The organism is Pseudonocardia sp. OZ21 (genome assembly GCF_059359135.1).
Genome location: NZ_JCADBN010000003.1, coordinates 141,092 through 168,064 on the forward strand (window position 1 = coordinate 141,092; position 26,973 = coordinate 168,064).

Below are 26,973 nucleotides of genomic sequence, written 5' to 3' on the forward strand. Positions count from 1 at the left end.
CCCGGACGCGGTGGCACAGGTCCCGTCCGCAACCGTTGTCGGCGATGCCTGGTTCCCGCTCTAACCTACGTGGGTGCCCACCGAGCTGGCCCTCCTGCCGCGGGTCGCGTTCCGTGGCCAGGAGATCACCGGCCCTCGGCTCCGCAGCCTGATCGCGCTGCTCGCCGGCGACCTGCGTACGGGCTGCAGCACCGCCCGGCTCGTGGACGGGCTCTGGCCGGACGAGCAGCCGGACAACCCGACGAAAGCACTCCAGGTGCTCGTCTCCCGTACCCGCGCCCTGGTGGGTGCTGCCGTCATCGTCAGCACACCCACCGGCTACCGGCTGGCCCTCGGCGAGGAGCAGATCGACGCATCGGCGGTCCTGCTCAGCGCGGCGGCGAGCGCTCAGCACACGAGGGCAGGCGACCACGCCGCCGCGCTGGCGCAGGCGGAGGCGGGGCTCGCGCTGTGGGAGGGCAGCGCCGACGGCGACGCCGTGACGGACGATCCGGTGTCGGCCCTGCGCGCGGAGCGGCTGCCGACGTACCGGGCGTTGGTGCGGGCCAGGGCGTTGGCGCTCTCCCGCCTGGGCCGCCACGTCGACGCGCTCGACGGGCTCGCCCGGCTCGCCCTGGAGCGGCCGCGGGACGAGGAGGTGCTGCTGGAACTGCTGCGTTGCGAGGCGGCCACGGCCGGACCCTCGGCGGCGCTGGCCCGGTACGACGCCTACCGCCGGGGGCTGCGCGATGAGCTCGGAACCGACCCGGGCCCGGCGCTGCAGGCCCTCCACCAGCAGCTCCTGCAGGGCCAGGCACCCACCGTCCGGCACGGGGTCGTGCACGAGCCCAACGCGTTGCTCGGCCGCGACGACGACGTCGTCGCGGTGGCCACCTTGCTGCGGGTGTCCCGCGTGACCTCGATCGTCGGACCGGGCGGCCTCGGCAAGACGCGGCTCGCCCATGTTGTGAGCCGGCAGGCGGAGCAGCGCGTCGTGCACTTCGTCGGGCTGGCCGGCGTCGCGACGGACGACGACGTGGCCGCCGAGGTCGCCTCGGTACTCGACGTCCGCGAGTCGCGGCGAGCGCCGTTCGCGCATCGCACCCTCCAGCCGGATGTGCTCAGCGGCCTCATCGGCGCTCTGGGGACCGGGCCCGCGCTGCTGGTGCTGGACAACTGCGAGCACGTCCTCGACGGCGCCGCCGAGCTCGTACAGGCGCTGGTCTCGATGACCGGCGAGCTGCGCGTGCTCACCACGAGCCGCGCCCCGCTCGGCCTCTCGTCGGAGTCGGTGTACGCGTTGCCGGAGCTGGACCTGCCGACCATGGTCGAGCTGTTCCGCAGCCGGGCGCGGGCCGCCCGTCCCGGCGTCGATCTCCCCGCCGCGGCCGTGGTGGAGCTGTGCCGGCACCTCGACGGGCTGCCGCTCGCCGTGGAGCTGGCCGCGGCCCGGGTGCGGGTGCTGTCGGTCGCCGAGATCGCCCGGCGCCTGGAGGACCGCTTCGCGCTGCTGCAGGGTGGGCCGCGGGACGCACCGCAGCGACATCGCACCCTGCACGCCGTGGTGGACTGGAGCTGGAACCTCCTCGACCCCGCGGACCGCACCGCGATGCGGACGCTGTCGATCTTCCCGGACGGGTTCGCGGCCGAGGCCGCGGAGCACCTCCTGGGCGGCGACGGCACGCTCGCCGTCCTGGAGGACCTGGTCGACCAGTCGCTGCTGAAGGTCACCGACACCCCGTCGGGGACGCGTTTCCGCATGCTGGAGACGGTGCGGGAGTTCAGCGCCGCGCGCCGGCACGAGGCAGGCGAGGACGAGCGCGCCGTCGACGGGCTCCTCGCCTGGGCCCGCGACTTCGGCATCGCGCAGCACGAGTCGCCGCTGGGCGCCGACCCCGTCGGAGCCGCGGCTCGCATCCGGGCCGAGCAGGACAACCTGGTGCAGGCACTGCGGTTGGGGCTCGCCCGCGGCGACGGCGCCACCGTCGCGGCCGTCACGGCCGTGCTGGCCACCCTGTGGCTCGTCGAGGCCAACCACGCCCGCCTGGCGGCGCTGGTCGAGGAGACCGCCTGGATCCTGTCGCATTTCCGGCCCGCCCCCGAGCTCGTCGAGGTCACGCGGACGGCTGCCGCGATCTCCGCCACGAGCACGTTCATGATGGAAGGACCCCGGGCGGTGCGCGCGCTGGTGGTGCTGCAGCGGCTTCCTCCCGCTCCGCCGGACACGCCGATGCGCGCCGTCGCAGCAGTGCTCCTGCAGGTCCGGGAGCTCGCCGGCCCGGACCGCACGGCGCTCGACGCGATGTGCACCAGCCTCGAGCCGTGCCTCGCCGGGATCGCGAGCGGCCTCGCCAGCTACATCCGGGAGCACGAGGGCGATCGGGCAGGCGCCGTGGCGGCCACCGAACGGATGGCGGCCGCGTTCGAGGGACCGGCGACCCCGTGGCTCCGGGCGACCGCTCACGCCCGGCTCTCCGAGCTGTTCCTGCAGGAGGAGCGCGGTGGCGAGGTTCGGCACCACCTCGATGAGGCCAAGCTGCTCGAGGAGATGGGGCTGTTCGAAACCGGCGTCCGGTGGTCGCTGATCCTCGCCGACCTGCAGCTCGAGGACGTCGACGAGGCGGAGCGCCGGTGGAAGGAGGCGACCGCCGACCTGACGGACGAGACGGCCTCCCCCTTCCGCGAGGACCTCATCGCGCGCGCGGAGATCCTGCTCCTCCGGGGCGAGGTCGACGCCGGTCTGGAGCTCTGGCGCTGCACGGTTGATCACCTGCGGCATCCCGCGGAGGGGGCCGTCGGTGTGGGGCCATGGCTGGTCGAGGTCCTCGCCGCCACCGTCGTCGCTCACGCCAGGCACAGCCGGCTCGATCTCATCGAGGAGATCACCGAGGAGCTGCCGCGGACGCTCACGACGATGCTCGCGCAGCCCGCCGAGCGGCAGCCTGCCTACTTCGTCGAGCTACCGCTGCACGGTGCGCTCCTGCTGGCGATGGCGATGGTGGATCTCGATCGTGGACGGCGTTTCGGGGACACCCGCGCGACCGCGTCGGGGGTGCGGCTCGTCGCCCTCGCCGAGCGGTTCCACTTCGTCCGGACGTTCCAGCCGACGATGTCCTCCGCCCGGGCCCGTGCCGCGGCCGAACAGGCCGACGGTCCGGCGTACCTCGACGCGGTGTCGAGGTACGCCGGACTGGGTCGCGACGAGCTGCGGGGAGCCGCCCTTCATGCCCTGCGGGCACGGCCGTGATCCCGCCCTACCGGGCCCGTTCCCGGTTGAAGAGCCGCTTCGCCCACAGGTAGCTGCCCAGGGCGATCACCACGCACCAGGCGAAAGCGAGCACCGCGCTGCCACCGGCCGCACTGCCCGTCAGCAGGGCGCGCAGCGTCTCGATGATCGGGGTGAAGGGCTGGTACTCGGCGAACCAGCGCAGCCCGGCCGGCATCGAGTCGGTGGGCACGAACCCACTGCCCAGGAACGGCAGCAGTATCAGGAACATCGGGGTGTTGCTCGCGGTCTCGACGCTCTTCGCGTTGAGGCCCAACGCGACCGACAGCCAGGTGAGCGCGAGCGTGAAGACCACGACCAGACCGAGCGCCCCGAGCAGTCCCCCCACACCCGCCGTGGTCCGGAAGCCGACGAGCACGGCGATCGCAAAAACCACCACGATGCCGAGCAATGTCTGGATCATGCTGCCGACCACGTGCCCGGTGAGCACCGACGCGCGGGAGATGGCCATGGTGCGGAACCGGTCGATGATGCCCTCGGTCATGTCCATGGAGACCGAGATCGCCGTGCCCTGCGCCGCTGCGGCCACCGTCATCGCGAGGACCCCGGGCACCACGTAGGCGACGTAGTCGGCACGGCCACCGGCTGGACCGCCGAGCCCGGCCCCGAGGGTCCCTCCGAAGACGTAGACGAACAGCAGCAGGAAGACCACCGGCATCCCGATGAGCATCAGGGTCAGCGACGGGTAGCGGACCATGCGGCGCACGTTGCGGCGCAGCATCGTTCGCGAGTCACGGGCGGCGTAGGCGAGCGTGGTCATCGGGCAAGCTCCTTCTGCGGCTGCTGCTCTTCGGCGGGGCGGCCGGTGAGGGCCAGGAAGACGTCATCGAGGTCGGGGGTGTGCACGGTCAGCTCGTCCACCTCGATGGCTGCCCGATCCAGCTGGTCGAGCAGAGCGCGCAACGACCGGACGTCACCCTCACCCGCGACCTGCAGGGTGAGTGCCTCGTCGTCGCGTGCGGACCCCGCGAAGACCCGGGCGGCGGCGTCGAGCCGTGCGGGATCGGTGAACCGCAGGTTGACGTGTCCGCCGGGCACCATCCGCTTGAGCTCGGCCGCCGTGCCCTCGGCCACGATCCGTCCGTGGTCGAGGAGCGCGATCCGGTCGGCGAGCTGGTCGGCCTCCTCGAGGTACTGCGTGGTGAGGAAGATCGTCACGCCGCCGGCCACGAGCTCGCGGATGATCTCCCACATCGTGCGGCGCGTACGCGGGTCCAGGCCGGTGGTCGGCTCGTCGAGGAAGATCACGCGCGGGTCGCCGACCAGCGTCATCGCCAGGTCGAGCTTGCGCCGCATCCCTCCGGAGTAGGTGACGGGCGACTGCCGGGCGGCGTCCCGCAGGTCGAACCGCTCCAGCAGCCCGGCCACGCGGCGACGGCCCTCCCCCCGCTCCAGATGGTGCAGGTCCGCCATCAGCTGGAGGTTCTCCTCCCCGGTGAGGAGGTTGTCCACCGCGGAGAACTGTCCCGTCACGCCGATCACGGCCCGTACGGCGTCGGGGTCGCGACGAAGGTCGTGACCCGCGATGTGGATCTCCCCGGAGTCGGCACTGATGAGCGTGGACAGGATCTGGACGGCGGTGGTCTTCCCGGCACCGTTCGGGCCGAGCAACGAGAAGACCGTTCCCGCCGGGACTCGCAGATCGACACCGTCGAGGACGACCTTGTCACCGAACGACTTGCGCAGTCCGGCCGCCGCGATCGCGGACGGCGATGATGTGGTGTTCATCGGCCCCTCGTGTTCCCGCGTGGCCCTGGTTGCCACGACGACGAGGAGAGCGTGCGGCCGAGCGCATTCAGTGCGGCTTCACCACGGTTTCACCACGTTTCCCGCAGGCTGCGCCGCCGGAATCCGCTGGCTCGCGCGGTGCCCACCGTGCTCGGCCTGGAGGCCGGGCTCTACGTCTGGCGTTGCTCGCGGCAGGCGGCTTCGCCGCACTCGTCGCCGCGTCGGAGGTGGCGTACCTCGTGCTGCGCGTGGTCGGCGCGGCGGTGCTGGTCCTGCTGGGGGTACGGGCGGGGTGGGCGGTGTGGCGGACGCGTGGCGAGGGCGCCGCGGCCCACCCGGACCTGCCGCCGGCCGGCGGGCGACGCGGCAGTCGGGCGGCTACCGTCAGCGGCACCGTGCTGGTGAGGCTGGGCGTGCGGCTGGCGGTCGCCGGCCGCTGAGCGCCCCGCGGCGCGCGGTCGGCCCGGTTCGTGGGATCTTCTTCCCGATGAGTGAATCGGACAAATCAGGCAGCGAGGCTGAGAGCTACGACCTGGCCTTCCGGGTTCTGCACGACAGCCCCCTGGTGAGGGAGCTCTGGGCGGAAGCACTGGGCGACCAGTACCCGGCAGAGGTCGACCCCTTCAGCTCGTGCTGCTGGTGGCTGCTCGGGCACGTTGTGGCCGGCGTCCGGCTGAGGCCGGACGACACCCTCCTCGATCTCGGGTGCGGCCGCGGCGGTCCTGGCCTGTGGCTCGCCCGTGCCCTGTCCGCCCGCCTGGTCGGAGTCGACCTGAGTCCGGTCGCGATCGAACTGGCGAGATCGCGGTCTCCGCAGTTCCTCACCGAGGGGCGGGCCTCATTCCGAATCGCCGAGTTCGGCTCCACGGGGCTGGCGGCCGGCATCGCCCAGGGCGCGGTGAGCATCGACGCGTTGCCCTTCGCTCCGAGCCGCGCTGACGCGCTGCGTGAGGTGCACCGCCTTCTCTCGGCCGGTGGGCGCCTGGTCTTCACAGCAGCGCAGGACCGGTCGACGGTGCCGGGTCTCCCGGCTCGTGGGAGCAACTTCTCGACCACGCCGGCTTCGATGTGGAGGCACGCGTGCCCAACGCCTTCCACCACGAGCACTGGCGCAGGCTCTACACGTTGTGGCGTGAGCACGCCGACGACCTCCGGGCAGAGCTCGGCGAGGTGGTCGCGAACGGCCTTCTCACCGAGGCAGCCGGTGCGGATCTGCTCGACGGGCAGGACGCGCTGCTCTTCGTCGCACGGCGACGCGACGACTGATCCCCGCTCAGTCCTCCGCGACCTCGTTCTCCTGACGCGTGCCGTCCTTGCCGTACACCCGCAGCACCGCGCGACGGATGCCCTCGTAGCCCGTGCAGCGGCACAGGTTCGAGCTCAGCAGCCCGTCCAGGCGCTCGGGATCCTCGGCGATCGTCGGGTCCTCCTCCAGGGCGCCGACCACCAGCATCACGAACCCGGCCGTACAGAACCCGCACTGCAGGCCGTGCTCGGCGGAGATCGCCTCCTGGAAGGCGTGCAGTTCTCCGTCCGCCGCCAGCCCCTCGACCGTCCGGATGTCACGGCCGGCGCACTGCACCGCGAACATCAGGCAGGAACGCACCCCCTCGCCGTCGACCAGGACGGTGCAGGAGCCGCACACGCCGTGCTCGCATCCGAGCTTGGTGCCGGTGAGGTCGCAATCCTCGCGCAGCACGTCGGCCAGCAGCCGTCGTGGCTCGACCGTGACGTCGTACGCGGTCTCGTTGACCGTGAGCTGTACCGGGATCCGCCCTGTCATCGTGCCTCCCAGCCGTCGTGTCCGTGGCGGCCCCCGCCGCTGAAGAATTCGTCGCTCTCGCTGTCCTCGCGGGCCTGCACCAGCGCTCGCCGGACGAGCACGCCGATCGCGTGCCGCCGGTACTCGACACCTGCGTGCGGCTCGGAAAGCGGATCAGCGCCTGCCGCGGCCAACTCGGCGGCTCGGGCGAAGACCGCGGGCTCGGGCTCCCGGCCGACCAGATGACGCTCGGCCTCATGAGCACGCACCGGCCGGTCGGCCGCCCCGGCCAGCCCCAGGCGGGACTCGACGATCACCCCGTCCCGCAGGGTCAGCACGGCGACCACCGCGACCTGGGCGAAGCTGGCGTGGGTGCGGTGCTGCTCGCAGAAGCCGACGCCGACCGTGCCGGCCTCGGTCCCCGGAAGCAGCGGCAGCCGTACCGACGTCAGGATCTCGTCCGGCCGCCGCGCGGTGCGGAAGGGGCCGACGAAGTAGTCGCCCGCACCCACCAGCCGGCTGCCCGCCGGCCCGGTCAGCTCGATCCCGGCATCCAGGGCCACGGCCGTGGCGCACCACTCGGAGACCGGGTTGGCCCACGCCAGGCTGCCGGCCATGGTGCCTCTCGCCCGCACCGGCGGATGCGCGATGAGCGGGCTGACCCGGCTCAACAGCCGCCCCAGCGCCCCCGGCGCCACGGTCGGTGTCTCGAAGGCGCGGTGCCGGGCGAGGGCACCGACGCGCAGCGCGTCACCGTCCACGGTGATCGTGTCCAGCTCGCGCACGTTGTTGATGTCGACCAGCAGCGCGGGCCGTTCGCGCCGGTAGTGCATCTCCAGCACGAGGCTCTGGCCGCCGGCCAGCACGCGGGCCGTCTCCGGTCGCTCGGCGAGCGCGGTGACGGCGTCGGACAGCTCCGCCGGGGCGACGTAGTCGAAAGGTGCCGGTTTCATCGGGCGCCCACCTCCTGGCCGGCGGCTGCGAGCCAGCAGGTCTCCGGGGTCAGTGGCAGTTGCATGCCGCCGATGTCCGTGGACGTGCCGGCGGCCTGCGGTCCCAGCGCGTCGATGACGGCGTTGACGATCGCGGGCGGGGTGCCGATGCAGCCGGCCTCGCCCGCGCCCTTGGCGCCCAGCGCCGTGTTCGGGTTGGGAGTGACGGTGGTGTCGAGGCTGATGGGCGGGAGCTCACCGATCGTCGGCAGCAGGTAGCCGAGCAGCCCGTCGGCCTGCGGCACGCCCTGCTCGTCGTACGGCATCACCTCGTACAGCGCCTGGCCGAGCCCCTGCACGATGCCTCCGCGCGTCTGGTCCTCCACGATCTCCGGGTCGACCGCCACCCCGCAGTCGTCGACGGCGACGAGGCGCAGCACACGCACATTGCCCAGCTCCCGGTCGACCTCGACCACGGCCACGTAGGTCCCGAAGGGGAAGGCGGCTGGGGTGTCGTACACGCCACCGGCCCGCAGCGGTTCCGGGGACGCCGACGCGAGCTCAGCCAGCGTCCAGCTGCGCTGCCCGGCGATCACGGTGCCGTCGGCGTAGCGGGCGTCCGGCTCCCCGGCGCGGCGCTTCGCCTCCTCGATCAGCTCCAGTGCGGCCCGGTGCAGCGCCGAGCCTCCGACCTGCATCGAGCGACTCCCGAAGGTGCCGATGCCCTGCACCGTCTCGTCGGTGTCGCCCTCGATGAGCGAGACCCGGCCCGGATGGATGCCCAGCGTGCGCGCCACGAGCTCCGGAAAGACCGTCTCGTGGCTCTGCCCGGTGGAACAGGTGCCGACGCGGGCGGTGACGCTCCCGTCGGGCGCGACGTCGACGGACGCCCACTCGTGTGCCATGGGCGCCTGTTCGAGCCCCGAGCGCTCGGCGAAGCTGCAGAGCCCGATGCCGAGCGGCCGCTCGTTGCCTGAGCGCCTGCGCCTGCGCTGTTCCTCGCGCCAGTGGGCGTAGTCGACCAGTTCGAGGGCCTTGTCCAGGGCCAGCGCGTACTGCCCGCTGTCGAAGACCCGGCCGGTGGGTGAGTGGTACGGGAACGCCTCCGGCGGGATGAAGTTGCGCCGCCGCAGCTCGGCCGGGTCCATGTCGAGGCGGCGGGCGAGGAGGTCGACGGTGCGCTCGACGGCGTAGACCTGCTCGGGGCGGCCGGCACCGCGGTAGGGGGCGGTGGGGGTGGTGTTGGTGACGACCACCCGGACCCGGGCGTGCACCTGGGGGGTCAGGTACACACCGGCGGCGGCCATCCCCGTCTCGCCGGCGACGAAACCGGTGGTCGGGTACGCGCCGACGTCGGCGTCGACCTCCAGTGCCAGCGCCAGCATCCGGCCGTTCTCGTCGGCGGCGAGCCGAACCCGCTGGTTCTGGCCGCGACCGTGGGTGGAACCGGACAGGGTCTCGGCGCGGTCCTCCAGCCACCGCACCGGACGGCCCAGCTTGACCGCCAGCCCGACGACCGACAGGTACTCGGGGAACGTGCCGCTCTTCGCCCCGAAGGCGCCACCGCTGTCGGCGACCCGCACCCGGATCCGCTCCGCGTCGAGCCCCAGTGTCTTGGCGAGGTCGTTGCGCAGCCGGTGGGGTGCCTGGTGCGAGACCCAGACGCTCAGCTGACCGTCGGCCTCGGGAACGGCGAGGATCGCCCGCGGCTCCATCGGGGTGGGGGCGAGGCGCGGCTGCCGGTAGGCGCCCTCCACCACGACGGCGGCCCGCTGCCACACCTCGTCGTCGATGGGTGTCCCGAACTCCATCTCCATCGCGACGTTGTCCACCCCGTCGAAGAGCCACGTCGACGACGCGGCGGCCGCCCCGGGGTCGACCAGCACGGGAAGGGGGTCGATCTCCACCCGCACCGCATCGGCGCCGTCCTCCGCCACGTAGCGGTCGGTGCCGATGACGATGGCGAGCGGCTCCCCGACGAACCGCACCCGGTCGACGGCCAGGGCCGCACACCGCCGCGGATCGCCGGCGTCGGCGGACGGCATGAACGGGGGGACGAAGGCCAGGTCGTCGCCCAGGTCGGCGGCGCTCCAGGCCCCGACGACGCCCTCGACCTCGGCGGCCGCGCTCGTGTCGACCGCGAGCAGCCGCCCGTGGGCGACCGTGCTGCGCACGAAGGCCGCATCGAGGCAGCCCGCGACCTTGAGGTCACCGACGTAGTTGCCCGCCCCGGTCACCAGGCGAGCGTCCTCGCGTCTCCCCAGCGCCCAGGACTGCGCGCTCTCGGGGACACGGGTGGGGGCAGGAGGCGGCGAAACGGGAGGCCGGACCGGGACACGAGTCTGCGGAAATCCGCTCACTCGCCTCACACTAATCCTCGGGCCTCGGACGGGGGCGGATTCCGGGCGGCTCGAGATCACCGGGCCCGCAACGAAATCGCCGAAGAAGACATATCACCCAACCCGAGATGGAATCGCGATCGCCTGCCGATTCGGCATGCCGACGAGGTGGCAGCGCAGTTGACATTGCGACGCGACCAGGATGATCATCGTCAGATCGACTCGGCGACCGCGCTGGGTATCACCGTGCTGGACACCGCCGACTCCTACTCGGGAGGAATCAGCGAACAGGTCGTGGGACTGTGGAGCGCCGAACATCCCGACAGCGACGTGCTGATCTCCACCAAGGTCGGCAACCTGGTGTCGCCGGATCAGCGCCGAGTCACGCTGACCGCCGAGCACATCGCGCATCAGTTCGCGATCAGCGAAGAACGACTCGGCCGTGTCGACCTGTACCTGTCGCACGGCCCGGACGACGAAACCCCGATCGAGGAAACGCTGGAGACGTTCGCGGCCCTGCTCGAGTCCGGCCGAATCCGCGGTTTCGGCGCCAGCAACGTCACCGCGTCGCAGCTCGAGTCGTCCCTCATTGCCGCGGACCGGCACGGCCTGCCTCGCTACGAGTGGGTCCAGAACGAGTACAACCTGCTCAACAGGTCCGACGAGTCCGACGTGTGGCGCCTCGTGGCCGAACACGGCCTCGGCTACACCCCCTACAGCCCGCTGGCCGGAGGAACGCTGTCCGGCGCTACCAGCGGGGTGTGGCGCCGGACCCGGCAAGCCGGATGGTGGTGGCCCCTGGCTCGCTGCGTCCCCTGGACGAACCCACGTGGCGCGGCCTCGACCTCCTGGCCGCCGCCGCCCACCGCCGCGGAGTCGGCGCCGCCGCCCTCGCCCTCGCCTGGGTCACCAGCGCGCCGCTGGTCACAGCCCCGCTCGTCGCACCCCGCAACGCGGCCCAGTTCACCGACGTATCCGACGCGCTCGACCTCACGCTCGACCCGGACGAACGCGCGCAGATCGCGTCCTTATTCGACCGCACCTCGTGACGGCACCCCGGTAGGCACGACCGGGGGACTGACCCCTGTCGATGGTTCGCGCAACGACCTGCAGCGGGCAGACTGCAGAACCCGATCCGCCACGGCGCGATGAACGGGGACGACAGTGACCGAGCCGACGACACCAGCGGACGCCGAACCCGGCAGCGCCGGGACCCGGCGGGCTTCCGGCTCGCCGGCGCGCACGGCAGGTCGATGGGCGGCCCGGGCGGTCGACGTCCTCCTGCTCCTGACCAGCCTGGCCGCCATCGTCAACCCCGAGGATCCCGAGGCGGACCTCCGCCCGTTCATGGTCACGAGCCTGATTTGGATCGTCGTGGGCAGCTGCTACATCGGGATCCGGGTCTTCCGGGTGCGCCGGTCGAGCAGCGGTGACCAGGACTGGCCGAAGTGGCTGGCCAGTGGCCGCACGAGCTACCTCATCACCCTGTCCACGGCGATCATCCTCCTCGGGTCCGGCCTGGAGATCGTCGGCGTCGAGGGCACCGGAGGCGTCGCCGACACCATCCGGGTGGTCAACGTCATCACCGTTCTGCTCGCGTGGGCGATCCTGCACCTGAGCTACGCCGAGCGCTACGCCCAGCTCTACCTCGGCGCCGACGACCCTCCGCTGGCGTTCCCCGCCACCCCGGCCCCCACGCTGCTGGAGTTCGCCTACTTCGCCTTCACCGTCGGCACGACGTTCGTCACCTCCGACGTCGAGATCCGCTCCGCCCGCGCGCGCGGGATGGTGCTGGCCCACGGACTGCTCACGTTCGTCTACAACACCGCGATCCTCGGCCTGGTGGTCGGCCTGATCACCAGCACCTGAGTCCTAGCGCCCTGTTTCAGGGCGCCCCCCTGTGTGCCCGTGGGGCGCGGCGAGGGGCAGGGAAACGCTCACGGACGTGCCTGCATCGAGCGGGCTGTGCACCGAGAGCCGGCCACCGAGTGCCTCGACGCGGTCCTTGAGGCCGACGAGACCGGACCCGCCGCCGCTGTCGGCGCCACCGCACCCGTCGTCGCTGACGCAGACGTGGAGGAGGCTGCCGTCCGTTCTCACCTCGACGTCGACCACGCTGGCGTCCGCGTGCTTGGCCGTGTTGGTGAGCGCCTCGGAAACGGTGTAGTAGGCCGCGAGCTCGATCGGCTCCGGCAGCCGGGTGTCGACGCGGATGTCGAGACGGACGGGAACGGCGGAGCGGCGGGCCAGCGTCTTCACCGCGGAGCGCAGGCCGCCCTCGGCGAGGGCGGCCGGGTGCAGACCGCGGGCGATCTCGCGCAGGTCGCCGAGCACTTCACCCAGCTCGTCGACGACCCGGTCCAGCTGCGCGGTCAGGTAGTCGGCGCCGGGCGGTACCGCCTGCTGCACGCTGCCGCGCAGGTACAGGGCGAGTGAGACGAGGCGTTGCTGGGCGCCGTCGTGCAGGTCGCGCTCGATGCGGCGGCGCGCGGTGTCGGCGGCGGCCACGATCCGCACGCGCGAGGCGGTGAGCGCGGCCCGGGCATCGGCATCGGCGAGAGCGGTGGCGACCAGATCGGTGAAGCCGGCCAGCCGTACCTCGGTGCCCGGCGGGAGCGGCTCCGTGCGCGACGCGGCGATCATGACTCCCCACAGCCGCCCGTCGACGGTGATCGGTGCCCCCGCCCCCGACCTCGCACCGAGGTGCGCGAAGCAGTTCGCGATCGATCCTTCGGGACCCTCGAACCGATCCGTCCGCACCGGCCGGCCGGTCTCCAGCACTATTGCGGCCGTGCCGGTGTCCGCTACCGGCAACCGTGCGGTGTCCGGGAACACCACCCCGGGCACGCTCCACACACCGACGACCGTGCCGGTGCCGTCCGGCTCGTACCGGAACACGACGGCGACGTCCGCGCCGAACAGCCTGCCGACCTCACCCGCCACGAAGCCGAACGTCTCGGCCGGTCCCGCCCCGCCCGCCACCAGCGTCGCCACCCGCCGCAGGGCGGCCTGCTCCTCGGCGAAGCTCCGCAGCTCCACCCGGGCCTGCGCGTTGGCGATCCCGGTGGCGACCAGCTCGGTGAAGCCGGTCAACCGGACTTCCGTCTCGGCCGGGAGCGGGCCGCTCACGGACCAGGCGATCATCACGCCCCACCGCCGGTTGTCGACGACAACGGGAACGCCGACAACCGACTTCAGATCCGTGCCCTGAGTGAACGGCGTGGCGACGTCCTCGTAGTTGTCGATGCGGACGGCGCGCCCCGTGCGGAGCACCTCGGCGGACACGGTCGTCCCGTCGACCTCCGTGCGCTGGTAGGCAGGAGGAGCGCAGCCGGGCCGACTCCACTCGGCCACGTGCACGAGCTCCGTCCCGTTCTCGTAGCGGGCGAGCCGGATGCCGTGCACGTCGAGCAGGGTGCCGGCCTCCTCCGCCACCGAGGCGAAGAAGTCACCGGCGGGTACGTCCTCGGCGACGAGGGTCGCCACCCGACGAAGCGCCACCTGCTCGTCGGCGATCTCACGGTGGGCATGCTCGGCGGCACGGGCACGGCGGGCGGTGTGGGCCGCCAGCTCACCCAGGACGACGCCCACCACCAGATAGGCGATGAGGTCCACCAGGTTGGCCGTGTCCGGGAACTCGAACGCGTGCGTCGGCGGCAGGTAGAACCAGTCGAAGGCGAGCGTGCCCGCCATACCCGCCGGGACCGCGTACACGACACTCACGAACTTGGCGATCGCGACCACGGCGACGAAACACACGACGCCAAGGACCGCAGCGACCACCCCGGAGTCGATGTGCTCCAGAACTACGGCTGCCAGGGCGAACGTGCCGGCGCCCGTTGCGAACGCCAGCGCGATCTCCGCGCCGAGCGGAAGCCGATGGGCCCGCTCCCATGCGGCCACAAATGCAGGCTACCCCCGGCTCCGAGCCGGAACAGGCGACGAAGAGTGGATTCAGCCGGGCGGCCGACGGGGGTTCCGCAGCGCGCGTGGCGTCCCGTGGCCCGGGGTCGTGCACTCGACGCACAGACCGTCGTCGTTCGGCAGGTGCGCGGCCATCAGCCGCTCGATCACGTCCGGCCGCGTCGCCAACTCCTCGACGGCTCCCCCTGGGACGTTGGCGCGCTACGTGGAGCGTGGCTGGATCACCCCGGACCTGACGTTGCCAACCGGCCAGTTCCGCTGGGACGTGGAGAAGCTGCGGCAGCAGACCAACGCGCTCCCGCGCGACCGCTCCGAGCGTGGCGAGAAGGCGTAGCCAGACGGCGACCGCGACGTGGACACATATCGCGGTTCACAAGGCCCTTCGGACCGCGACATGTGTCCATGTGACGGCCGGATGCTCGGTCGCGTGGTGGGAGAGCGTCAGTCGCCCACGTCGTCCCTCAGCTGCAGCACGGTGCGGAGCACGTACTCGACGGCCGACTCGAACGCGCCGCCCCGCAGCTCACCGCGCACTCCGAGGTTCCGCGACGCGAACTCGAGCATCTGGTCCGGTCCGACACGTCGGACGACCAGTGCAGCGATCTCCTCGAGGTCGAGGCCCGGGTTGTCGAGTCGCGTCAACGCGAACTCGACCACCAGCTCGTCGACCGTCACGGCATCCGCTCCCTGGCTGTCGGGTCATGTACTTCCATCATCCCGGACCGGCGACGGCGAGAGCTCGCCGTTCACCCCCGCCAGCGAGGGGACGCCGTTCCACTGATCCACAAGGGGCCCGGATTGGCTACGTTGTCGCGGCGGTGCACACCGGAGAAGCGAGGTTGTCGGGATGGTCGTCCCCATCGGGCAGGGTGCTGGGCAGGCGTACGTCATCGGCGGTGGTCCCGCCGGGCTCGCCACGGCCGCCGTTCTCAAGGGACACGGAATTCCCGTCACCGTCCTGGAGCGCAGTGAGGCCGTGGCGTCGAGCTGGCGCTCCCATTACGACAGGTTGCGCCTCCACACCATCCGCAGTTTGTCCGGCCTTCCGGGGTTCGCGATTCCGCGGTCCTACGGCCGTTGGGTGGCTCGCGACGACCTGGTGCGGTACCTGGAGCAGTACAGGGAGCACCACGGTCTCGACGTCCGCACCGGCATCGAGATCGAGCGGGTCGACCGCGCGAACGACGCTGCACACGACAGCACCCGGTGGCTACTGCGCACCGCCGGCGGCGAGGAACTGTCCGCGCGCACGGTCGTGGTCGCCACCGGCCACAACCACACCCCACATCTGCCGGACTGGGCGGGACGGGGGACGTTCACCGGCGAGTTCCTCCACGCGAAGGACTACCGCAACCCCGCTCCGTACGCCGGGCGCGACGTCCTCGTCGTCGGCGTCGGCAATACCGGGGCGGAGATCGCGGCCGACCTGGCGGCCGGCGGTGCGCGTCGCGTGCGCCTCGCGGTCCGGACGCCGCCGCACATCGTCCGCCGCGACGTGGCGGGATGGCCCGCGCAGGCATCCGGGATCCTGCTGCGCCACGCCCCGCGCACCGCGGTCGACCGGGCGGCACGCGTGCAGGCCCGGCTGAGCATCCCCGACCTGAGCGCGTACGGCCTCCGCCGGCCGCAGGAGGGCATGTACACGCGCGTGCTCCGGGACCGCGCGGTCCCCGTCCAGGACGTCGGCCTCATCGACGCCGTGACGTCGGGCAAGGTCAAGCCCGTGGCGTCGGTCGCCGGGTTCGAGGAGTCCGGGGTCCGGCTGGCCGACGGCTCCGTGATCACCCCCGACGTGGTCATCGCCGCGACCGGCTACCGCCAAGGCCTCGACAAGATGGTCGGCCACCTCGGCATCCTCGACGGCGACGGGCGCCCGCCGACCTCGGGAGTCGCCATCGCACCCGGGCTGTACTTCGTCGGCTACACGATCTCCATCAGCGGCGCACTCCGCGACATCTCCATCGAAGCCCGGCGTGTGGGCCGGGCAGTGCGCCGCGATGCCACCACCGCCTGAAGGCCGGAAATCGCGATGTGACGGGCAGGAGCCTCGCTTGCGCCCGGTGATCGCTGCGATCCGTACGAAAGTGCCCCCGGCAGGGCGCTGATGTGCGACTCGGGCTGATCACTCGCCGATCAGGCCTGAGCCGGATCAGCTGCCGCCATGGCCGCCCGCTCGATCTTCGCTCGGTGGGCCTCCCAGAAGGCTGCGCCTCGTTCTTGCAGGGCCGTGTTCCATGCGGCCGTTCCCACCGCCCCGTCCAGTTGCTCGCGCAGGATGTCGGCGTGCCCGGCGTGCCGGTTGGTCTCTGTGAGCACGTGGACCATGACGTTGAACAGCTTCACGTCCGGGCGCGGCCACCAGGGCACGTGGCCGGGGGCGTCGATGTCGAGAGCGGCGATCGTCGAGTCCGAGTGCTCCCACGCGCGCCGGTACCGGTCGACGATCTCGGCGCGTGACTCGTGCTCGGTGACCCACTTGTCGGCGGCGAAGTCGGCGTCCTCGTCCCACCAGGGCAGTCGTTCAGGGAACGGGCGCCCGAACACGTCGCCGAAGTAACGGGCCTCGGTGTTCGACAGGTGCTTGACCAGGCCGAGGAGATTGGTCCCCGTCGAGGTCAGGGGGCGACGGACGTCGTACTCGGTGAGCCCTTCCAGCTTCCAGAGCATCGTCTCCCGCACGTCACGCAGGTCGCTGTGGAGGTACGCCTTCGCGAAATCGTCGATCATGGGGAGCGAGCCTGCCACCCGACGACCTCCGGCCTCACGTGCGCAGCGACTGGCTGATCCGCGCTGCCTGCAGGGTGAGGTGGTGACGTTCGGCGAGGTTGGGGGCGAACCGGGCGGCGTCTGCGTACAAGCGTGCCGCGGTCCGAAGGTCGCCCGCCTTCTCGTGGAGGTACGCCGAGGCGGCGGTGTGGCGAGGCAGGCCGGGGTCCACAGTGGCCAAGGCCGCGAGGCCGGCCGCGGGGCCGTCGGCCTCGCCGACCGCGACGGCCCGGTTGAGCTGCACGACCGGGCTCCCGGTCAGCCGGAGCAACTCGTCGTACCACTCGACGATCTGCACCCAGTCGGTCTCCTCGGCGCGCGGCGCGTCGGCGTGCAGGGCAGCGATGGCGGCCTGCGCCTGGAACTCACCGAGCCGGTCGCGACCCAGCGCTTTCTGCAGGATGGCGACGCCCTCGGCGATGAGCGCGGTGTCCCAGCGGGAGCGGTCCTGCTCGGCCAGGGGGACCAGGCTGCCGTCGGGCCCGGTCCGCGCCGGTCGCCGGGCGTGGTGCAGCAGCATCAACGCCAGCAGCCCCGCGGTCTCCTCGTCATCGGTCATCGACGCCAACTGCCGGGTGAGCCGGATCGCCTCGGCCGCCAGGTCGACGTCGCCGCTGTAGCCCTCGTTGAAGACCAGGTAGAGCACCCGCCGCACGGTCGCCGGGTCGCCCGGCTGATCGAACCGCACATCAGCGACCGTGCGTTTTGCTCGGCTGATCCGCTGCGCCATCGTCGCCTCCGGCACGAGGTAGGCCTGCGCGATCTGCCGGGTGGTCAAGCCACCGACGGCACGCAGCGTGAGGGCCACCGCGGAGACCGGAGACAGCGACGGATGGGCACACAGGAAGAAGAGCTGCAACGTGTCGTCCGCGGTCTCGGTCGGCCCGGGTGGCGGCTCGACCTCGACCCGCTGCTCCCGGTCGCGACGGGAGACCTCGGAGCGGCGGGCGTCGAGGAACTTGCGCCAGGCGACCGTGACCAGCCAGCCCTTCGGGTCGGCAGGTCGACGGTCCGGCCAGGTCAGCGCGGCCTGGATGAGTGCTTCCTGCACGGCGTCCTCGGCTGTCGCGAAATCGACCCCGCGATGCACGAGGACGCCGATCACCGCGGGAGTCAGCTCCCTCAGCAGCAGTTCGTCCATCAGCTGATCTTCCCTGGCCGGCGCCGTCACTCGGTGACCGTGTGCGGTGCGCCCAGGAACGGGCGCAGCTCGAGCCATTCGTGGATCGGCTTGCCACCGGCTCCGGGGGCTGCCGACAGCTCGCCGGCGAGCGCGAGCGCGCGCTCGTAGGTGCCGACGTCGATCACCATCCAGCCGGCGATGAGGTCCTTGGTCTCCGCGAACGGCCCATCGGTGACCGGCGGCCGACCCTCCCCGTCGTACCGGACGAACGTGCCCCGGGGCGAGAGCGCCTGGCTGTCGACGTACTCACCGGTGCTCTCGAGCCGGGCGGCGAAGTCGTTCATGTACTGCACGTGGTCGTGGACCTCCTCCGGGGTCCACTGGTCCATCGGGACGGGGTTCGCGGACTCGGGGGCGCCGCGGTAGTGCTTGAGAAGCAGGTACTTCGCCATGCTGGGTCTCCTCGGTGCGGTGCGGCCACGGTGGCTGCATCTGGCCCTGGGACGGAGCCGCCGGGCCGGTCTCGACATCCTCGCCGCATCTTCTTCGGACTGATCTACGTCGCGATGATCGGTCGCGCCCAGCCTCTGGTTCCGCATCGATCGATACAGAAAAGGTAGCCTGGAGCGATGGAGACCGAACAGCGCCGCCGGACCGGTCGACCGCGAGGGTTCGACGTCGACGAGGCTCTCGAGCGCGCCCTGCGGGTGTTCTGGGAGCAGGGCTACGAGGGGGCCAGCCTGGCCAACCTGACCGGCGCGATGGGCATCTCCACCACCAGCATGTACGCGACCTTCGGCAACAAGGAAGAACTGTTCCGCAAGGCCCTCGAGCGCTACAGCGAAGGCCCGAGCGCCTACCTGCACCGGGCACTGGACGAGCCGACCGCCCTCGGCGTCGCCTCCGCGATCCTGACCGGCACCATCCTGACCACCACTCGCCCCGACGACCCACACGGGTGCCTCGGGGTCCAGGGCGCCCTGGCCACCAGCGACTCGGGGCTGCAGGTCCGCGACCTCCTCGCCGCCTGGCGAGACGACACCTGCACCCTTGTCCGCGAGCGGTTCACGCGAGCCGTCGATGACGGCGACCTACCCCCGGAGGTCGATCCGGGGCTGCTCGCCCGTCTACTCACCACCGTGGCGTACGGCATCTCCGTGCAGGCTGCGAGCGGTGTCGACCAGGAGGAGCTCCGGGCGATCGCCGACGCGATCCTCCGTCAGTGGCCGCTCCACTGAGGTCGACCACGCGTCTCACTCCTCCCTAGTTCGACGCCCGGCGCGTCCGTTTTGCATCGATCGATGCGGAATGTGCTAGCTTCGAGTTCAGGATCGATCGTTGCAGAACTCGGGGAGGGTTCGTCTCATGGGACTGCTCGAAGGAAAGACCGCCGTCGTGACCGGCGGCGGCACCGGGATCGGCCTGGCCACAGCACGGCGCTTCGCCGAAGAGGGTGCACACGTCTTCGTCACCGGGCGGCGCCTGGACGAGCTGGAGAAGGCGGTCGCCACGATCGGGGACGCCACGGCGGTGCCCGGTGACGTCAGCGTCGCCGCCGATCTGGATCGCCTGTACCAGCAGGTACGCGAGCGCGGGCGGGGGCTGGACGTCCTGTTCGCCAACGCGGGTGTCAACCACCTCGCCACGCTGGAAGAGCTCACCGAGGAGGCCCATGACCGGGTCTTCGACATCAACGTCAAAGGCACCGTCCTCACCGTGCAGAGGGCCCTTCCGCTGCTCAACGTCGGCGCATCGGTGATACTCACGAGCTCGACGGCCAGCCAGAACGGCATGGCCGGCATGGGTCCGTACGGGGCGTCGAAGGCGGCCATCCGCTCCTACGCGCGCACCTGGACCAACGAACTGCGCGGCCGGGGCATCCGCGTCAACGCGATCTCGCCGGGTCCGACCGACACACCGCTGTTCGACGTCCTCGGCGAACGCGCCGACGAGACGAAGGCGGCGATCGCGGCCGCCGTGCCCGCCGAGCGGCTCGCCGCCCCGGAGGAGATCGCCGCTGCCGTGACCTTCCTCGCCTCGACCCAGAGCAGCTTCGTCCACGGCGCCGACATCGTCGTCGACGGCGGAGAGCTCGTGGCCTGACCGGAGGGAGCGGAATGACTGGCCACAGGTGCCGCGACGTTCCTGGCGTCGGACGCCGCGGGCTACGTCAACGGCACCGAGTGGTTCGTCGACGGCGGCTACGCACAGGCCTGAACCCTCGGCCTCATCCCCATCCACATCTTCAGAGAGGGCGACCATGCCCGAGAGCAACCTGCGCGACTTCTACGAGCGCTACATCGCGGCGCTCAACGCCCATGAGTTCGACCGCATGCACGAGTTCATCCACGACAGCATCACCCTGCAGAGCGAGCCGGGCACCCGCGACGATGTCATCGCCCAGTTGCGCGGGATCGCCGATGCAGTACCCGACTTCCACTGGGAGACCCAGGAAATCGCCGTTGACGGCGATCGACTGGCCGCGCGACTGATCAACACCGGAACTCCCGTGAAGGAGTGGCTCGGGGTGGCTCCGAGCGGCGCGCCGATCGAGATCATCGAGTACGCCATCTACACGGTCCGCGACGGGCGGTTCCTGCACATGTCAGCCATGCACGACGCCGAGGCCCTGCGGCACCAGTTGGCGGGGTGAGACAGGAGCCCACGAGATGGCCCGGGCCGAAGGGTCGGGGCTCTCTCGTCGAGGCTTCACCACACCAGTCGATTGCCGGACCCCGCCGCTCCTACTTCCGCACGCGGAAGCGGAGCATCGTCACAGGACCCGACTGCTCGTTGCCGAACGGTTCCAGGTCGATCCTGCCGAGGCCCGACGTCGAGAAGCGCACGCCGTCGCCGAGCAGCACCGGCAGGACATACACCAGGACCTCGTCGACGAGCCCTCGCTGCAGGCACTGACTGGCCACGTCGGCACCGAGGATCTCCAGGTCCTTCCCACCCGCGGCGGCGCGCGCCGTGGCGACGGCCTCCGCGAGGTCGCAGGTCAGGAAGGTGATCCCGTGCTCCGGCTCGTCCGGTGGCCGGTGCGTCAGGACGAAAATCGTCCCCCCGTCGTAGTCGGTGTCCTCGTCGGACATCCGCTTGCCGACCTCGTGGGTGCCCCGGCCGACGAGCATGGCGCCGGTGGCCTCCATGACCTCGGGAAACGCGTACTTGTTGTACTCGAGGACCCAGTCCATCGCGTTGTCGGGGCCGGCGATGAAGCCGTCCAGCGACATCGACCTGTTCACAACGACCTTGCCCAGATCAGCATCCGTATCGCTCACGCCGGTTACGACCCGGCGCAGGTGACGAACTCATCGGCGTCGGCGGAGCAATCCGCGGATCACCCCGGGCCGACCGCGCCGAGGGCAGGCCGTTCTTCCTGTCATCGGCCGAGCTGTGGAGCCGCCTTGGGGAGTCGAACCCCAGACCTACGCACTACGCGAGCCTCGTACTCCGTCGATCAGGTCATCTACCAGGCATTATAGACTCCTGCACTTCGCCTACGGCGACTCCATCAGCAGCGTTGGACCGCGGTTCGCTCCACGCGCAGGATCCAGAAGACCACCCGTTCAGACGTATAAGTTGACTGCAGGCCCTCGGCCTACTCGGCGACCTCTGTCGCAGCTCCGCCCCACTGACACCTCACGGCACGAGCAGCGACCAAGGCGCGGACGATCCTCCTTCGAGGAGAGCCAAGTAAGACAATAGCTAGTCAATGGCATCATGAATAAGACCATACGGCGGACGATCTCGGTCTCTAGTGAATCGGACGATGACATCGTCATCAACGATTGCTGGAGGACTGTTATCGATGACAACAAGCTGCGCACCTCGCCCAGCCCCAGCCAGCCACGACTTCACGTGGCGATAAAAGTTCTCGACTAGCCTAGTGTCAGCGAAATCCGGATCGTCGGGATGCGCGCTATGCCCTAGATTCTTTTGGGGACTGTCAATCATCAGCAACCCTGGAGCCTTAGCGGATTCCTCGTATGCAACCTCCCAAATTGCACATGACCATGCCAATGATATCAAGGTAAGGCCGCCACTACTAGCAGCTGTATAAGCGAGACCGCGAACCGACGGAACTAGCCGGTCATTAACGAGCGGCTCGCTCAACTTAGGGTAGCCGATCTCCGCAAGAATCTCACCAAATCTCGCAGAGAGTTTGCTAATGACTGCGGCCCGATCAGGCCGCTGCACAGCGTCGCGTCGCTCTTTCCTTAGGCGCGAGGCCCGACCCTCTAATTGATCTGCTTGAAGTTCTGCGGCCTCCACGCGTTCCCATAACCGAACCCCGGTTTGCATGTACTGAACCCGAAGGCGCGCCTCTGCCAATTGGCGTGAGAGTTCGTCTCGCTCGGCCAGATACGGCGCAGGCAAGTCAGCTATTTGGTTGATCGCCTGAGCCGTAGCCTCAACCTCACGATCTGCGTTCGCCTGACTCTGCCGCAGAACTTGGAGGTCATCATCCAAGCGCGTCCAGTATTGATTCAAATCATCTAACCGACGGGACGTTGCCTTCAACTCCCGCTCGATCATTTCCAGCGAGTCATCTACATCTGGAACATCGGCGAGTTCGATAGTAGGCAGTCCTTCAACCGGAACTGAATCATCGCCCGCCTCCTCCCCATCTTCAAGATCGTGCGTACCTTCAACTGCCCTCGAAGCAACTCCAATAGATAGGGGCGCGTCGTCCAAAATATCAACGACAGCACCGCACATACTGCACTGCTCATCTACCACACTCGGCGATTCGTCGAGCGCTGAAAGGCATGCTGGGCATGCTACTACTCTTAGCGGATCGAAAACCCGTTCTGCCTCTTTGAGAAAGGTCAGCTTCTTCTTGTCATCAGCGTACTGACCGCGAAGAACCGCGAGCCGGTCTATAAGACTCTCACGATTAACAACCCGAAGCCGTGCGTCCCGCGCTGCAAGCTGAGCTGACCTCAACTCATCGTGCAATCTCTGTGCAGCGCCCTGATGAGAACTTCGTTCAGCATCGATCCGAGAGATCGCATCCGAGATTGAGGCTACAGAACTTTCTGCGGCTTCCAGGTCGGCGTTAAGAGTCAGCGGACCTAGCGGATACTCTTCTTGGACAACTTGCCGCACAGATTGTGCACTAGCGCGCGCCTGATTGGCAGCCTCGGCCGCTTTGCGGATCCTGCCTTGGAGCCGAGCCTCGTCCGCATCGTACACATCAAACATTGCATCTACGGTCTGCCGCAGTTTCTGCGCGACCATATAGTTTGCCTCACCGAGCAAGTTCTTACTGTCAAGGCGCTCATTAGGCACCCACATAATCCGGAAGAGATCGCGGCTGCTGAGCATTGCGGTTCGAGAGTCCGCCTTCGTCGGAGCCTCGGGAAGCTCTATGCCTTCGAGTCCACACGCGGCAAGAACGTACTGAGATAAGCCAGTAGGATCCGACGTTGGCTCGGTTGGCTTGCGTAACTCTGGGACGGACCGGCGGTCATCGAGTGCTGATTGCCAAATCGATGCAAAGCTAGATGGACTCCCGGTTGCCGAGCGCTCGATGCTTACAAGAGAGCCTGCAAGTTCAACTTCGAGGGCCGCATAGCGAATTGCTGCGGTGACTTCAGGGTGTTCCGGGTGCTCGCTGTCGCCGAGACAGTATCTTACGAAATCAATAATGCTCGTCTTGCCAGTCTGACTAGGTCCAGCAATAACGGAAAGTGGGCGCCATTCGGTGACGGCATCTCGGCTGAATCTAACCCCGTAGTTCGACGGTCGAGCAGAAGAACCAATTAGGGAAAGTTGCGACAGCCGAATTCCGTATATTCTTTCCGCGTCCATCGTTCCACTCTTTCGTACGTTCATTGCGATGGCGACGATTCTGCGACGTCATCCAGCAAGTCGATAAGGAGCCACGAGTACCCGAGCCATCTCTGGGCTGACTCTGTTAACCGCCTGTCTGACAGCCGATTCAACCTTCGGACCACGATATTGACCGAATGTCGATAAGACATTGCATAAACAGTTGTCAATTGCTGCGCAACTTCGCGTCCCTGCTGCGTCAACTTGTATCCGGTCCCACCAATGCGGACTAGCCCGTACGACACTAACAATGACAGGTCATTCTGCAGCTTTCGGCGGCGAGTGTAGAATCTCTGGCCCGTAGATGCGTACGAGAGTTGCTGATTCGTGAAGCCGGCAAGCCGCAAGCGAGTACGATCAGCCGCGTCGCGCTCATCATCAGTCGATACGACCACGAATGGATTCGCAGCAAAGAAGTCATAATGGGCAAGCCGGTCGAGCGACGGGATCTCGATACCGGTAGCTTCGGACTCGTCAAGAAGTAGCAGCAACTGCGCCAGCCGGAAGACCATTCTGTCTTCAGGTACGAGCGGAACCGGGGAACTAAGGTCTCGCCCAGAAGTTGTGGGAACAATAGTCATGAGCCGCCGCCAACCGCTCGATCGGCCATCAGTCCATGAACTACATCTTGCGTTTCTTTCGGATCATAGGACTCTGCAACACTTCGCCAATGGCTAACCCAGCCCGCTCTTCGAGCTTCTACTAAGCGGTGAACCACGCCACGTTTATGCGCGGGACGCAGTTTAATCCCCTCCGGGTCAGCAGTTCGAGCCGCCTCGGCCAAAACTTTGCTAATGAGCCCAGCAATGATGCCGCTAGCATCTGCGGCGGGCAGGCCATCGTTAAACTCGATCTCCCAAAGCGCGTGGAGCTCTAAGTGGAGTTCTTCCACGGCCGAAGTTCCATCAGTATTGCCTCGCGCTGCAATATCTCTTACAAGTGCTTCCGCGACGAAGAAATGGGCCTTCGCCGCATCTGCCTCAATGTGCCCTGCTTCGTTTAGTTGACGAACGAAGAGAGAACTAACCAGAGTCGACAGGTCTGGCACTTGAGCAACTGCTTCTGCAGGCTCACCCGCACGATTCGATTCGTTAGTAAAGTAGTGATTCCTTACCGTATCCGCATCAGCCTGAAGCAATCGCCGGCGGAGCTCCACTCCGTTCCAGATAGTATTTACACAGCTGTGCTGCCGACTCATGCGCTTCGCCCATCTGTCGAACCACTGCTGCTCTTCAGGCGGCAATACACACGGTACACAGAGAGTCCAAGAACTTACTTTGAATCCCTTTTCCTCCGCCTTGCGCTGCACCTCGTTAAATGACCCTCGAACCTGGCCTCGCTGAGCTTCGCCAGTCCACTGCATGAAGTACTTTGATTGCCAGACAAAGGTATCAACATCAAGTTCGCCGACGTAAGTGTCGATTCCCCAGTCACTCCCACTGGGCGCGGCAACCTCGTTAGCGGTTGGATAACCAACACTCACAAGATCAGTTACCATGGTTTGAAAGAGCGTTCGAGCACCTTCTTGACTTCCCGCAAGTATGACAAGTTGCAAGAAGAGATCCGGCGCTTTCGCTAGCATGCACTGCCTCTTTCTTCTTCCCAGGCTCGGCGAGAAGGATGGTAGCGCGGATCTCCTCAGTCCGCTAGCGCTCTTTAGACGAAGAGCGACAAACTCCTTGCCGGGCTCAGCTCATAAGAGACGTCACATCGCGATTTGACAAGCAAGCGACCGGCAAGGAAACAAGATATAAGCGCCGATATCGGCAACCTTGCGCTGACCTTGCTCACATTCACTGCGCCGGTAGTAGTGACTCCATAATATCGACGGTGTGGTGTACGAGCACGGGCCGTGGCAAACATTCGGCGAGACAACAGCCTTTGATAACCCCTGGGTGCGGGTGGCATGCGTCGACGAAGAGGCACCTAACGGTGAGCGGTTCGATTACCGCGTGGTGCACCTCGCCCGGATCGGCTGCAGCGATGATTGTCGATGATCGAGCCGATGCAGTGTTAATGTTGTGGCGCTACCGCCCGCCAACCGCCGTGCCCCAGCCGCCCCGCGACAGTCCGGACGTCGACACCGGCGGCGATCAACTCGGTTGCCGAGTAGTGCCGGAGCTGGTGGATGTGCATGTCCCAGCTGATGCGCGCGCAGATGCGCTCGTAGCGCTGGCTGACGGTGTCGGGCTTGATCCACGTCGATCCGTCCGGCATCGCCGAGAAGATCCGCGCGTCGCCGGGCACCTCCACGCCGTACCCCCGCTCGCTCCGCGCAGTGGCGCTGGTAGGCGGCAAGCAGACCGACGGTCTGCGGGTCGAGCGTGATGCGGCGCTGCTGGTGGGTCTTGGTGTCCTTCTCCCAGGTCCGGGCGCCCCGTTGGGCGATGCTCGATCGGATGGTGAGCACGTCGGAGACGAGATCAACCCGGCCCCACCGGAGCGCGCACAGCTCACCGCGCCGGATTCCGGTGGTCATCGCGAGCCAGATCATCGTTCCCCAGTCGGCTTCGCTCCACGCCTCTTCGATGATGGCGGCGGCCTGTGCCGCGGTAGGCGGCTGCGGGTCGGGGTGCGGTGCGGTGCGGTGCGGAAATCGGTTCGGTCTGCTCGAACGGGTTGCGCCCGACCCAGCACCAACGGACCGCTCGCTTCCCCGCGCCGTTGAGGACCGCGTGAATCTTCAGCATTGAGGCGGCAGCGAGCGGACGGCAGACGTGCGGCTTGCACCGCTGGTCGCACTCGTGGTCGCTTGCCCGAGCAGCGGCTTGATGTGGTTCCAGACGAGCCCGTCATAGCTGTCGCGCGTCGTCGGCTTGACGTCGAGCATGTCCAAGTGCCGGTCGAGCATCTGCCCGACGGTGGCCTTGGTCCGTGGGTTGCGCCGCTCGTCGACCTGCGCAAGCAGGCGGGTCCGAGCCTTTTCCGCTTCCTCTGCGCGAGGACCGGCCGGGACGATCTCGGTCAGGTAGTGTCGTTTGCTCGTGAGCGGGTCGATCCCGGCGTAGACGCCGACCCGCATCGAGCCGCTCGGCAGCGTCTCGATCTCGCCCCGCTGGCGCTTGCCCTTGGTCCCCGTAGCCCCCCTGCAACCCACGGTAGGGACGCGGTGGCTCTACGTATAGCTCGACGCAGAACGGCCCCGATCAGGGATCGGAGCCGTGAACTGGAGCCGCCTTGGGGAGTCGAACCCCAGACCTACGCATTACGAGTGCGTCGCTCTAACCGACTGAGCTAAGGCGGCCGATGGTGCGTGCTCAGTGTAGCGACCGCCTCCGCGCCCCCGACGCCCA

The 26,973-nt window shown here is 68.7% G+C and carries 26 protein-coding genes, 1 tRNA gene and 2 pseudogenes; 12 read left to right on the forward strand and 17 right to left on the reverse strand.

The annotated features are described in order from the left end of the window. Positions 1 to 73: 73 nt before the first annotated feature. On the forward strand, positions 74 to 3,226 hold the full coding sequence (locus tag AC5L35_RS07510; protein ID WP_495058826.1) for an ATP-binding protein: 3,153 nt from the start codon (positions 74 to 76) through the stop codon (positions 3,224 to 3,226). 7 nt (positions 3,227 to 3,233) lie between these two features. Here the strand turns inward: AC5L35_RS07510 and AC5L35_RS07515 are convergent, their stop codons facing one another. Both AC5L35_RS07515 and AC5L35_RS07520 read right to left on the reverse strand, forming a co-directional pair. Continuing rightward, on the reverse strand, positions 3,234 to 4,025 hold the full coding sequence (locus tag AC5L35_RS07515; RefSeq protein WP_495058827.1) for an ABC transporter permease: 792 nt from the start codon (positions 4,023 to 4,025) through the stop codon (positions 3,234 to 3,236). After that, positions 4,022 to 4,993, reverse strand: a complete 972-nt coding sequence (locus AC5L35_RS07520) for an ATP-binding cassette domain-containing protein (RefSeq protein WP_495058828.1) — start codon at positions 4,991 to 4,993, stop codon at positions 4,022 to 4,024. Before AC5L35_RS07520 ends, AC5L35_RS07515 begins: the two co-directional genes overlap by 4 nt. Before the next feature lie 182 nt (positions 4,994 to 5,175). Here AC5L35_RS07520 and AC5L35_RS07525 point away from each other — a divergent pair, with 182 nt between their 5' ends. The 3 genes and pseudogenes from AC5L35_RS07525 (at position 5,176) to AC5L35_RS07535 (ending at position 6,259) form a co-directional block, all read left to right on the forward strand. After that, complete coding sequence (locus AC5L35_RS07525) at positions 5,176 to 5,433, forward strand: hypothetical protein (RefSeq protein ID WP_495058829.1); 258 nt, start codon at positions 5,176 to 5,178, stop codon at positions 5,431 to 5,433. A gap of 47 nt (positions 5,434 to 5,480) precedes the next feature. Beyond that, positions 5,481 to 5,987: pseudogene (locus AC5L35_RS07530) on the forward strand (SAM-dependent methyltransferase); the annotation flags it as partial. An 86-nt stretch (positions 5,988 to 6,073) separates the two neighbouring features. Further along, entirely contained in the window at positions 6,074 to 6,259 is a 186-nt protein-coding gene (locus tag AC5L35_RS07535) for a hypothetical protein (RefSeq protein WP_495058830.1), read from the forward strand. 7 nt (positions 6,260 to 6,266) lie between these two features. On the opposite strand, the gene AC5L35_RS07540 is transcribed toward AC5L35_RS07535, so the two are convergent. From AC5L35_RS07540 to AC5L35_RS07550, 3 genes are read right to left on the reverse strand one after another with little or no spacing between them, the layout of a single operon-like run. Continuing rightward, the gene (locus AC5L35_RS07540) at positions 6,267 to 6,776 is read right to left on the reverse strand and encodes a (2Fe-2S)-binding protein (RefSeq protein WP_495058831.1); all 510 of its coding nucleotides are present in this window, start codon (positions 6,774 to 6,776) and stop codon (positions 6,267 to 6,269) included. Next, a complete protein-coding gene (locus tag AC5L35_RS07545) occupies positions 6,773 to 7,708 on the reverse strand; it encodes an FAD binding domain-containing protein (RefSeq protein ID WP_495058832.1) in 936 nt (311 codons plus the stop codon). The genes AC5L35_RS07540 and AC5L35_RS07545 overlap by 4 nt, the downstream gene beginning before the upstream one ends. Beyond that, entirely contained in the window at positions 7,705 to 9,924 is a 2,220-nt protein-coding gene (locus AC5L35_RS07550; protein WP_495058833.1) for a xanthine dehydrogenase family protein molybdopterin-binding subunit, read from the reverse strand. Before AC5L35_RS07550 ends, AC5L35_RS07545 begins: the two co-directional genes overlap by 4 nt. Before the next feature lie 270 nt (positions 9,925 to 10,194). Here AC5L35_RS07550 and AC5L35_RS07555 point away from each other — a divergent pair. From AC5L35_RS07555 to AC5L35_RS07565, 3 genes and pseudogenes are all read left to right on the forward strand, one after another. After that, positions 10,195 to 10,764: pseudogene (locus AC5L35_RS07555) on the forward strand (aldo/keto reductase); the annotation flags it as partial. A gap of 47 nt (positions 10,765 to 10,811) precedes the next feature. Beyond that, positions 10,812 to 11,075, forward strand: coding sequence for an aldo/keto reductase (locus AC5L35_RS07560; RefSeq protein ID WP_495059251.1), 264 nt, complete (start codon positions 10,812 to 10,814; stop codon positions 11,073 to 11,075). A gap of 115 nt (positions 11,076 to 11,190) precedes the next feature. Continuing rightward, positions 11,191 to 11,895 carry a DUF1345 domain-containing protein gene (locus AC5L35_RS07565; RefSeq protein ID WP_495058834.1) on the forward strand — a complete coding sequence of 235 codons (705 nt, stop codon included), beginning with the start codon at positions 11,191 to 11,193 and terminating at the stop codon, positions 11,893 to 11,895. Positions 11,896 to 11,898: 3 nt separating this feature from the next. Here the strand turns inward: AC5L35_RS07565 and AC5L35_RS07570 are convergent, their stop codons facing one another. Then, a complete protein-coding gene (locus AC5L35_RS07570; protein WP_495058835.1) occupies positions 11,899 to 13,929 on the reverse strand; it encodes a sensor histidine kinase in 2,031 nt (676 codons plus the stop codon). Between the two features lie 214 nt (positions 13,930 to 14,143). Here AC5L35_RS07570 and AC5L35_RS07575 point away from each other — a divergent pair, with 214 nt between their 5' ends. Further along, positions 14,144 to 14,284, forward strand: coding sequence for a hypothetical protein (locus tag AC5L35_RS07575; RefSeq protein ID WP_495058836.1), 141 nt, complete (start codon positions 14,144 to 14,146; stop codon positions 14,282 to 14,284). Positions 14,285 to 14,391: 107 nt separating this feature from the next. On the opposite strand, the gene AC5L35_RS07580 is transcribed toward AC5L35_RS07575, so the two are convergent. After that, on the reverse strand, positions 14,392 to 14,625 hold the full coding sequence (locus tag AC5L35_RS07580; RefSeq protein WP_495058837.1) for a hypothetical protein: 234 nt from the start codon (positions 14,623 to 14,625) through the stop codon (positions 14,392 to 14,394). A gap of 172 nt (positions 14,626 to 14,797) precedes the next feature. Between AC5L35_RS07580 and AC5L35_RS07585 the strand changes: the two genes are divergently transcribed. Next, positions 14,798 to 15,964, forward strand: a complete 1,167-nt coding sequence (locus AC5L35_RS07585) for a flavin-containing monooxygenase (protein ID WP_495058838.1) — start codon at positions 14,798 to 14,800, stop codon at positions 15,962 to 15,964. A 119-nt stretch (positions 15,965 to 16,083) separates the two neighbouring features. Here the strand turns inward: AC5L35_RS07585 and AC5L35_RS07590 are convergent, their stop codons facing one another. Genes AC5L35_RS07590 through AC5L35_RS07600 form a run of 3 tightly spaced genes read right to left on the reverse strand, consistent with a single transcriptional unit; the run spans position 16,084 to position 18,291 of the window. Further along, the gene (locus tag AC5L35_RS07590; protein WP_495058839.1) at positions 16,084 to 16,677 is read right to left on the reverse strand and encodes a DinB family protein; all 594 of its coding nucleotides are present in this window, start codon (positions 16,675 to 16,677) and stop codon (positions 16,084 to 16,086) included. 34 nt (positions 16,678 to 16,711) lie between these two features. Continuing rightward, the gene (locus tag AC5L35_RS07595) at positions 16,712 to 17,857 is read right to left on the reverse strand and encodes an RNA polymerase sigma factor (protein WP_495058840.1); all 1,146 of its coding nucleotides are present in this window, start codon (positions 17,855 to 17,857) and stop codon (positions 16,712 to 16,714) included. Between the two features lie 26 nt (positions 17,858 to 17,883). Continuing rightward, the gene (locus AC5L35_RS07600) at positions 17,884 to 18,291 is read right to left on the reverse strand and encodes a YciI family protein (protein WP_495058841.1); all 408 of its coding nucleotides are present in this window, start codon (positions 18,289 to 18,291) and stop codon (positions 17,884 to 17,886) included. 177 nt (positions 18,292 to 18,468) lie between these two features. Here AC5L35_RS07600 and AC5L35_RS07605 point away from each other — a divergent pair, with 177 nt between their 5' ends. The 3 genes from AC5L35_RS07605 (at position 18,469) to AC5L35_RS07615 (ending at position 20,492) form a co-directional block, all read left to right on the forward strand. Next, positions 18,469 to 19,077 (forward strand): TetR/AcrR family transcriptional regulator, encoded by a 609-nt coding sequence (locus AC5L35_RS07605; protein ID WP_495058842.1) that lies wholly within the window; start codon positions 18,469 to 18,471, stop codon positions 19,075 to 19,077. Positions 19,078 to 19,204: 127 nt separating this feature from the next. Beyond that, positions 19,205 to 19,942, forward strand: a complete 738-nt coding sequence (locus tag AC5L35_RS07610) for an SDR family NAD(P)-dependent oxidoreductase (protein ID WP_495058843.1) — start codon at positions 19,205 to 19,207, stop codon at positions 19,940 to 19,942. Positions 19,943 to 20,099: 157 nt separating this feature from the next. After that, positions 20,100 to 20,492 (forward strand): ester cyclase, encoded by a 393-nt coding sequence (locus tag AC5L35_RS07615; RefSeq protein ID WP_495058844.1) that lies wholly within the window; start codon positions 20,100 to 20,102, stop codon positions 20,490 to 20,492. Between the two features lie 91 nt (positions 20,493 to 20,583). Here AC5L35_RS07615 and AC5L35_RS07620 read toward each other — a convergent pair whose 3' ends face one another. From AC5L35_RS07620 to AC5L35_RS07650, 7 genes are all read right to left on the reverse strand, one after another. After that, entirely contained in the window at positions 20,584 to 21,123 is a 540-nt protein-coding gene (locus tag AC5L35_RS07620; protein ID WP_495058845.1) for a dihydrofolate reductase family protein, read from the reverse strand. A 427-nt stretch (positions 21,124 to 21,550) separates the two neighbouring features. After that, complete coding sequence (locus AC5L35_RS07625; protein ID WP_495058846.1) at positions 21,551 to 23,659, reverse strand: ATP-binding protein; 2,109 nt, start codon at positions 23,657 to 23,659, stop codon at positions 21,551 to 21,553. 20 nt (positions 23,660 to 23,679) lie between these two features. Further along, positions 23,680 to 24,192, reverse strand: a complete 513-nt coding sequence (locus tag AC5L35_RS07630; protein ID WP_495058847.1) for an ABC-three component system middle component 2 — start codon at positions 24,190 to 24,192, stop codon at positions 23,680 to 23,682. A 65-nt stretch (positions 24,193 to 24,257) separates the two neighbouring features. Then, positions 24,258 to 25,262, reverse strand: coding sequence for a hypothetical protein (locus AC5L35_RS07635; protein ID WP_495058848.1), 1,005 nt, complete (start codon positions 25,260 to 25,262; stop codon positions 24,258 to 24,260). A gap of 431 nt (positions 25,263 to 25,693) precedes the next feature. Further along, complete coding sequence (locus AC5L35_RS07640; protein WP_495058849.1) at positions 25,694 to 25,927, reverse strand: tyrosine-type recombinase/integrase; 234 nt, start codon at positions 25,925 to 25,927, stop codon at positions 25,694 to 25,696. Positions 25,928 to 26,363: 436 nt separating this feature from the next. Then, positions 26,364 to 26,777: a hypothetical protein gene (locus AC5L35_RS07645; RefSeq protein WP_495058850.1), complete on the reverse strand. Its 414-nt coding sequence runs from the start codon at positions 26,775 to 26,777 to the stop codon at positions 26,364 to 26,366. A gap of 70 nt (positions 26,778 to 26,847) precedes the next feature. Further along, positions 26,848 to 26,924: transfer RNA gene (locus AC5L35_RS07650), tRNA-Thr, on the reverse strand. Between the last annotated feature and the right edge of the window lie 49 nt (positions 26,925 to 26,973).

What these genes read in the sequence shown, in the direction of transcription:
- AC5L35_RS07515 (WP_495058827.1), bottom strand. Translation starts at nt 4,025, where the DNA reads ATGACCACGCTCGCCTACGCCGCCCGTGACTCGCGAACGATGCTGCGC.
- AC5L35_RS07520 (WP_495058828.1), bottom strand. Translation starts at nt 4,993, where the DNA reads ATGAACACCACATCATCGCCGTCCGCGATCGCGGCGGCCGGACTGCGC.
- AC5L35_RS07540 (WP_495058831.1), bottom strand. Translation starts at nt 6,776, where the DNA reads ATGACAGGGCGGATCCCGGTACAGCTCACGGTCAACGAGACCGCGTAC.
- AC5L35_RS07545 (WP_495058832.1), bottom strand. Translation starts at nt 7,708, where the DNA reads ATGAAACCGGCACCTTTCGACTACGTCGCCCCGGCGGAGCTGTCCGAC.
- AC5L35_RS07560 (WP_495059251.1), top strand. Translation starts at nt 10,812, where the DNA reads ATGGTGGTGGCCCCTGGCTCGCTGCGTCCCCTGGACGAACCCACGTGG.
- AC5L35_RS07585 (WP_495058838.1), top strand. Translation starts at nt 14,798, where the DNA reads ATGGTCGTCCCCATCGGGCAGGGTGCTGGGCAGGCGTACGTCATCGGC.
- AC5L35_RS07590 (WP_495058839.1), bottom strand. Translation starts at nt 16,677, where the DNA reads ATGATCGACGATTTCGCGAAGGCGTACCTCCACAGCGACCTGCGTGAC.
- AC5L35_RS07595 (WP_495058840.1), bottom strand. Translation starts at nt 17,857, where the DNA reads ATGGACGAACTGCTGCTGAGGGAGCTGACTCCCGCGGTGATCGGCGTC.
- AC5L35_RS07600 (WP_495058841.1), bottom strand. Translation starts at nt 18,291, where the DNA reads ATGGCGAAGTACCTGCTTCTCAAGCACTACCGCGGCGCCCCCGAGTCC.
- AC5L35_RS07605 (WP_495058842.1), top strand. Translation starts at nt 18,469, where the DNA reads ATGGAGACCGAACAGCGCCGCCGGACCGGTCGACCGCGAGGGTTCGAC.
- AC5L35_RS07610 (WP_495058843.1), top strand. Translation starts at nt 19,205, where the DNA reads ATGGGACTGCTCGAAGGAAAGACCGCCGTCGTGACCGGCGGCGGCACC.
- AC5L35_RS07615 (WP_495058844.1), top strand. Translation starts at nt 20,100, where the DNA reads ATGCCCGAGAGCAACCTGCGCGACTTCTACGAGCGCTACATCGCGGCG.
- AC5L35_RS07625 (WP_495058846.1), bottom strand. Translation starts at nt 23,659, where the DNA reads ATGGACGCGGAAAGAATATACGGAATTCGGCTGTCGCAACTTTCCCTA.
- AC5L35_RS07630 (WP_495058847.1), bottom strand. Translation starts at nt 24,192, where the DNA reads ATGGTCTTCCGGCTGGCGCAGTTGCTGCTACTTCTTGACGAGTCCGAA.
- AC5L35_RS07635 (WP_495058848.1), bottom strand. Translation starts at nt 25,262, where the DNA reads ATGCTAGCGAAAGCGCCGGATCTCTTCTTGCAACTTGTCATACTTGCG.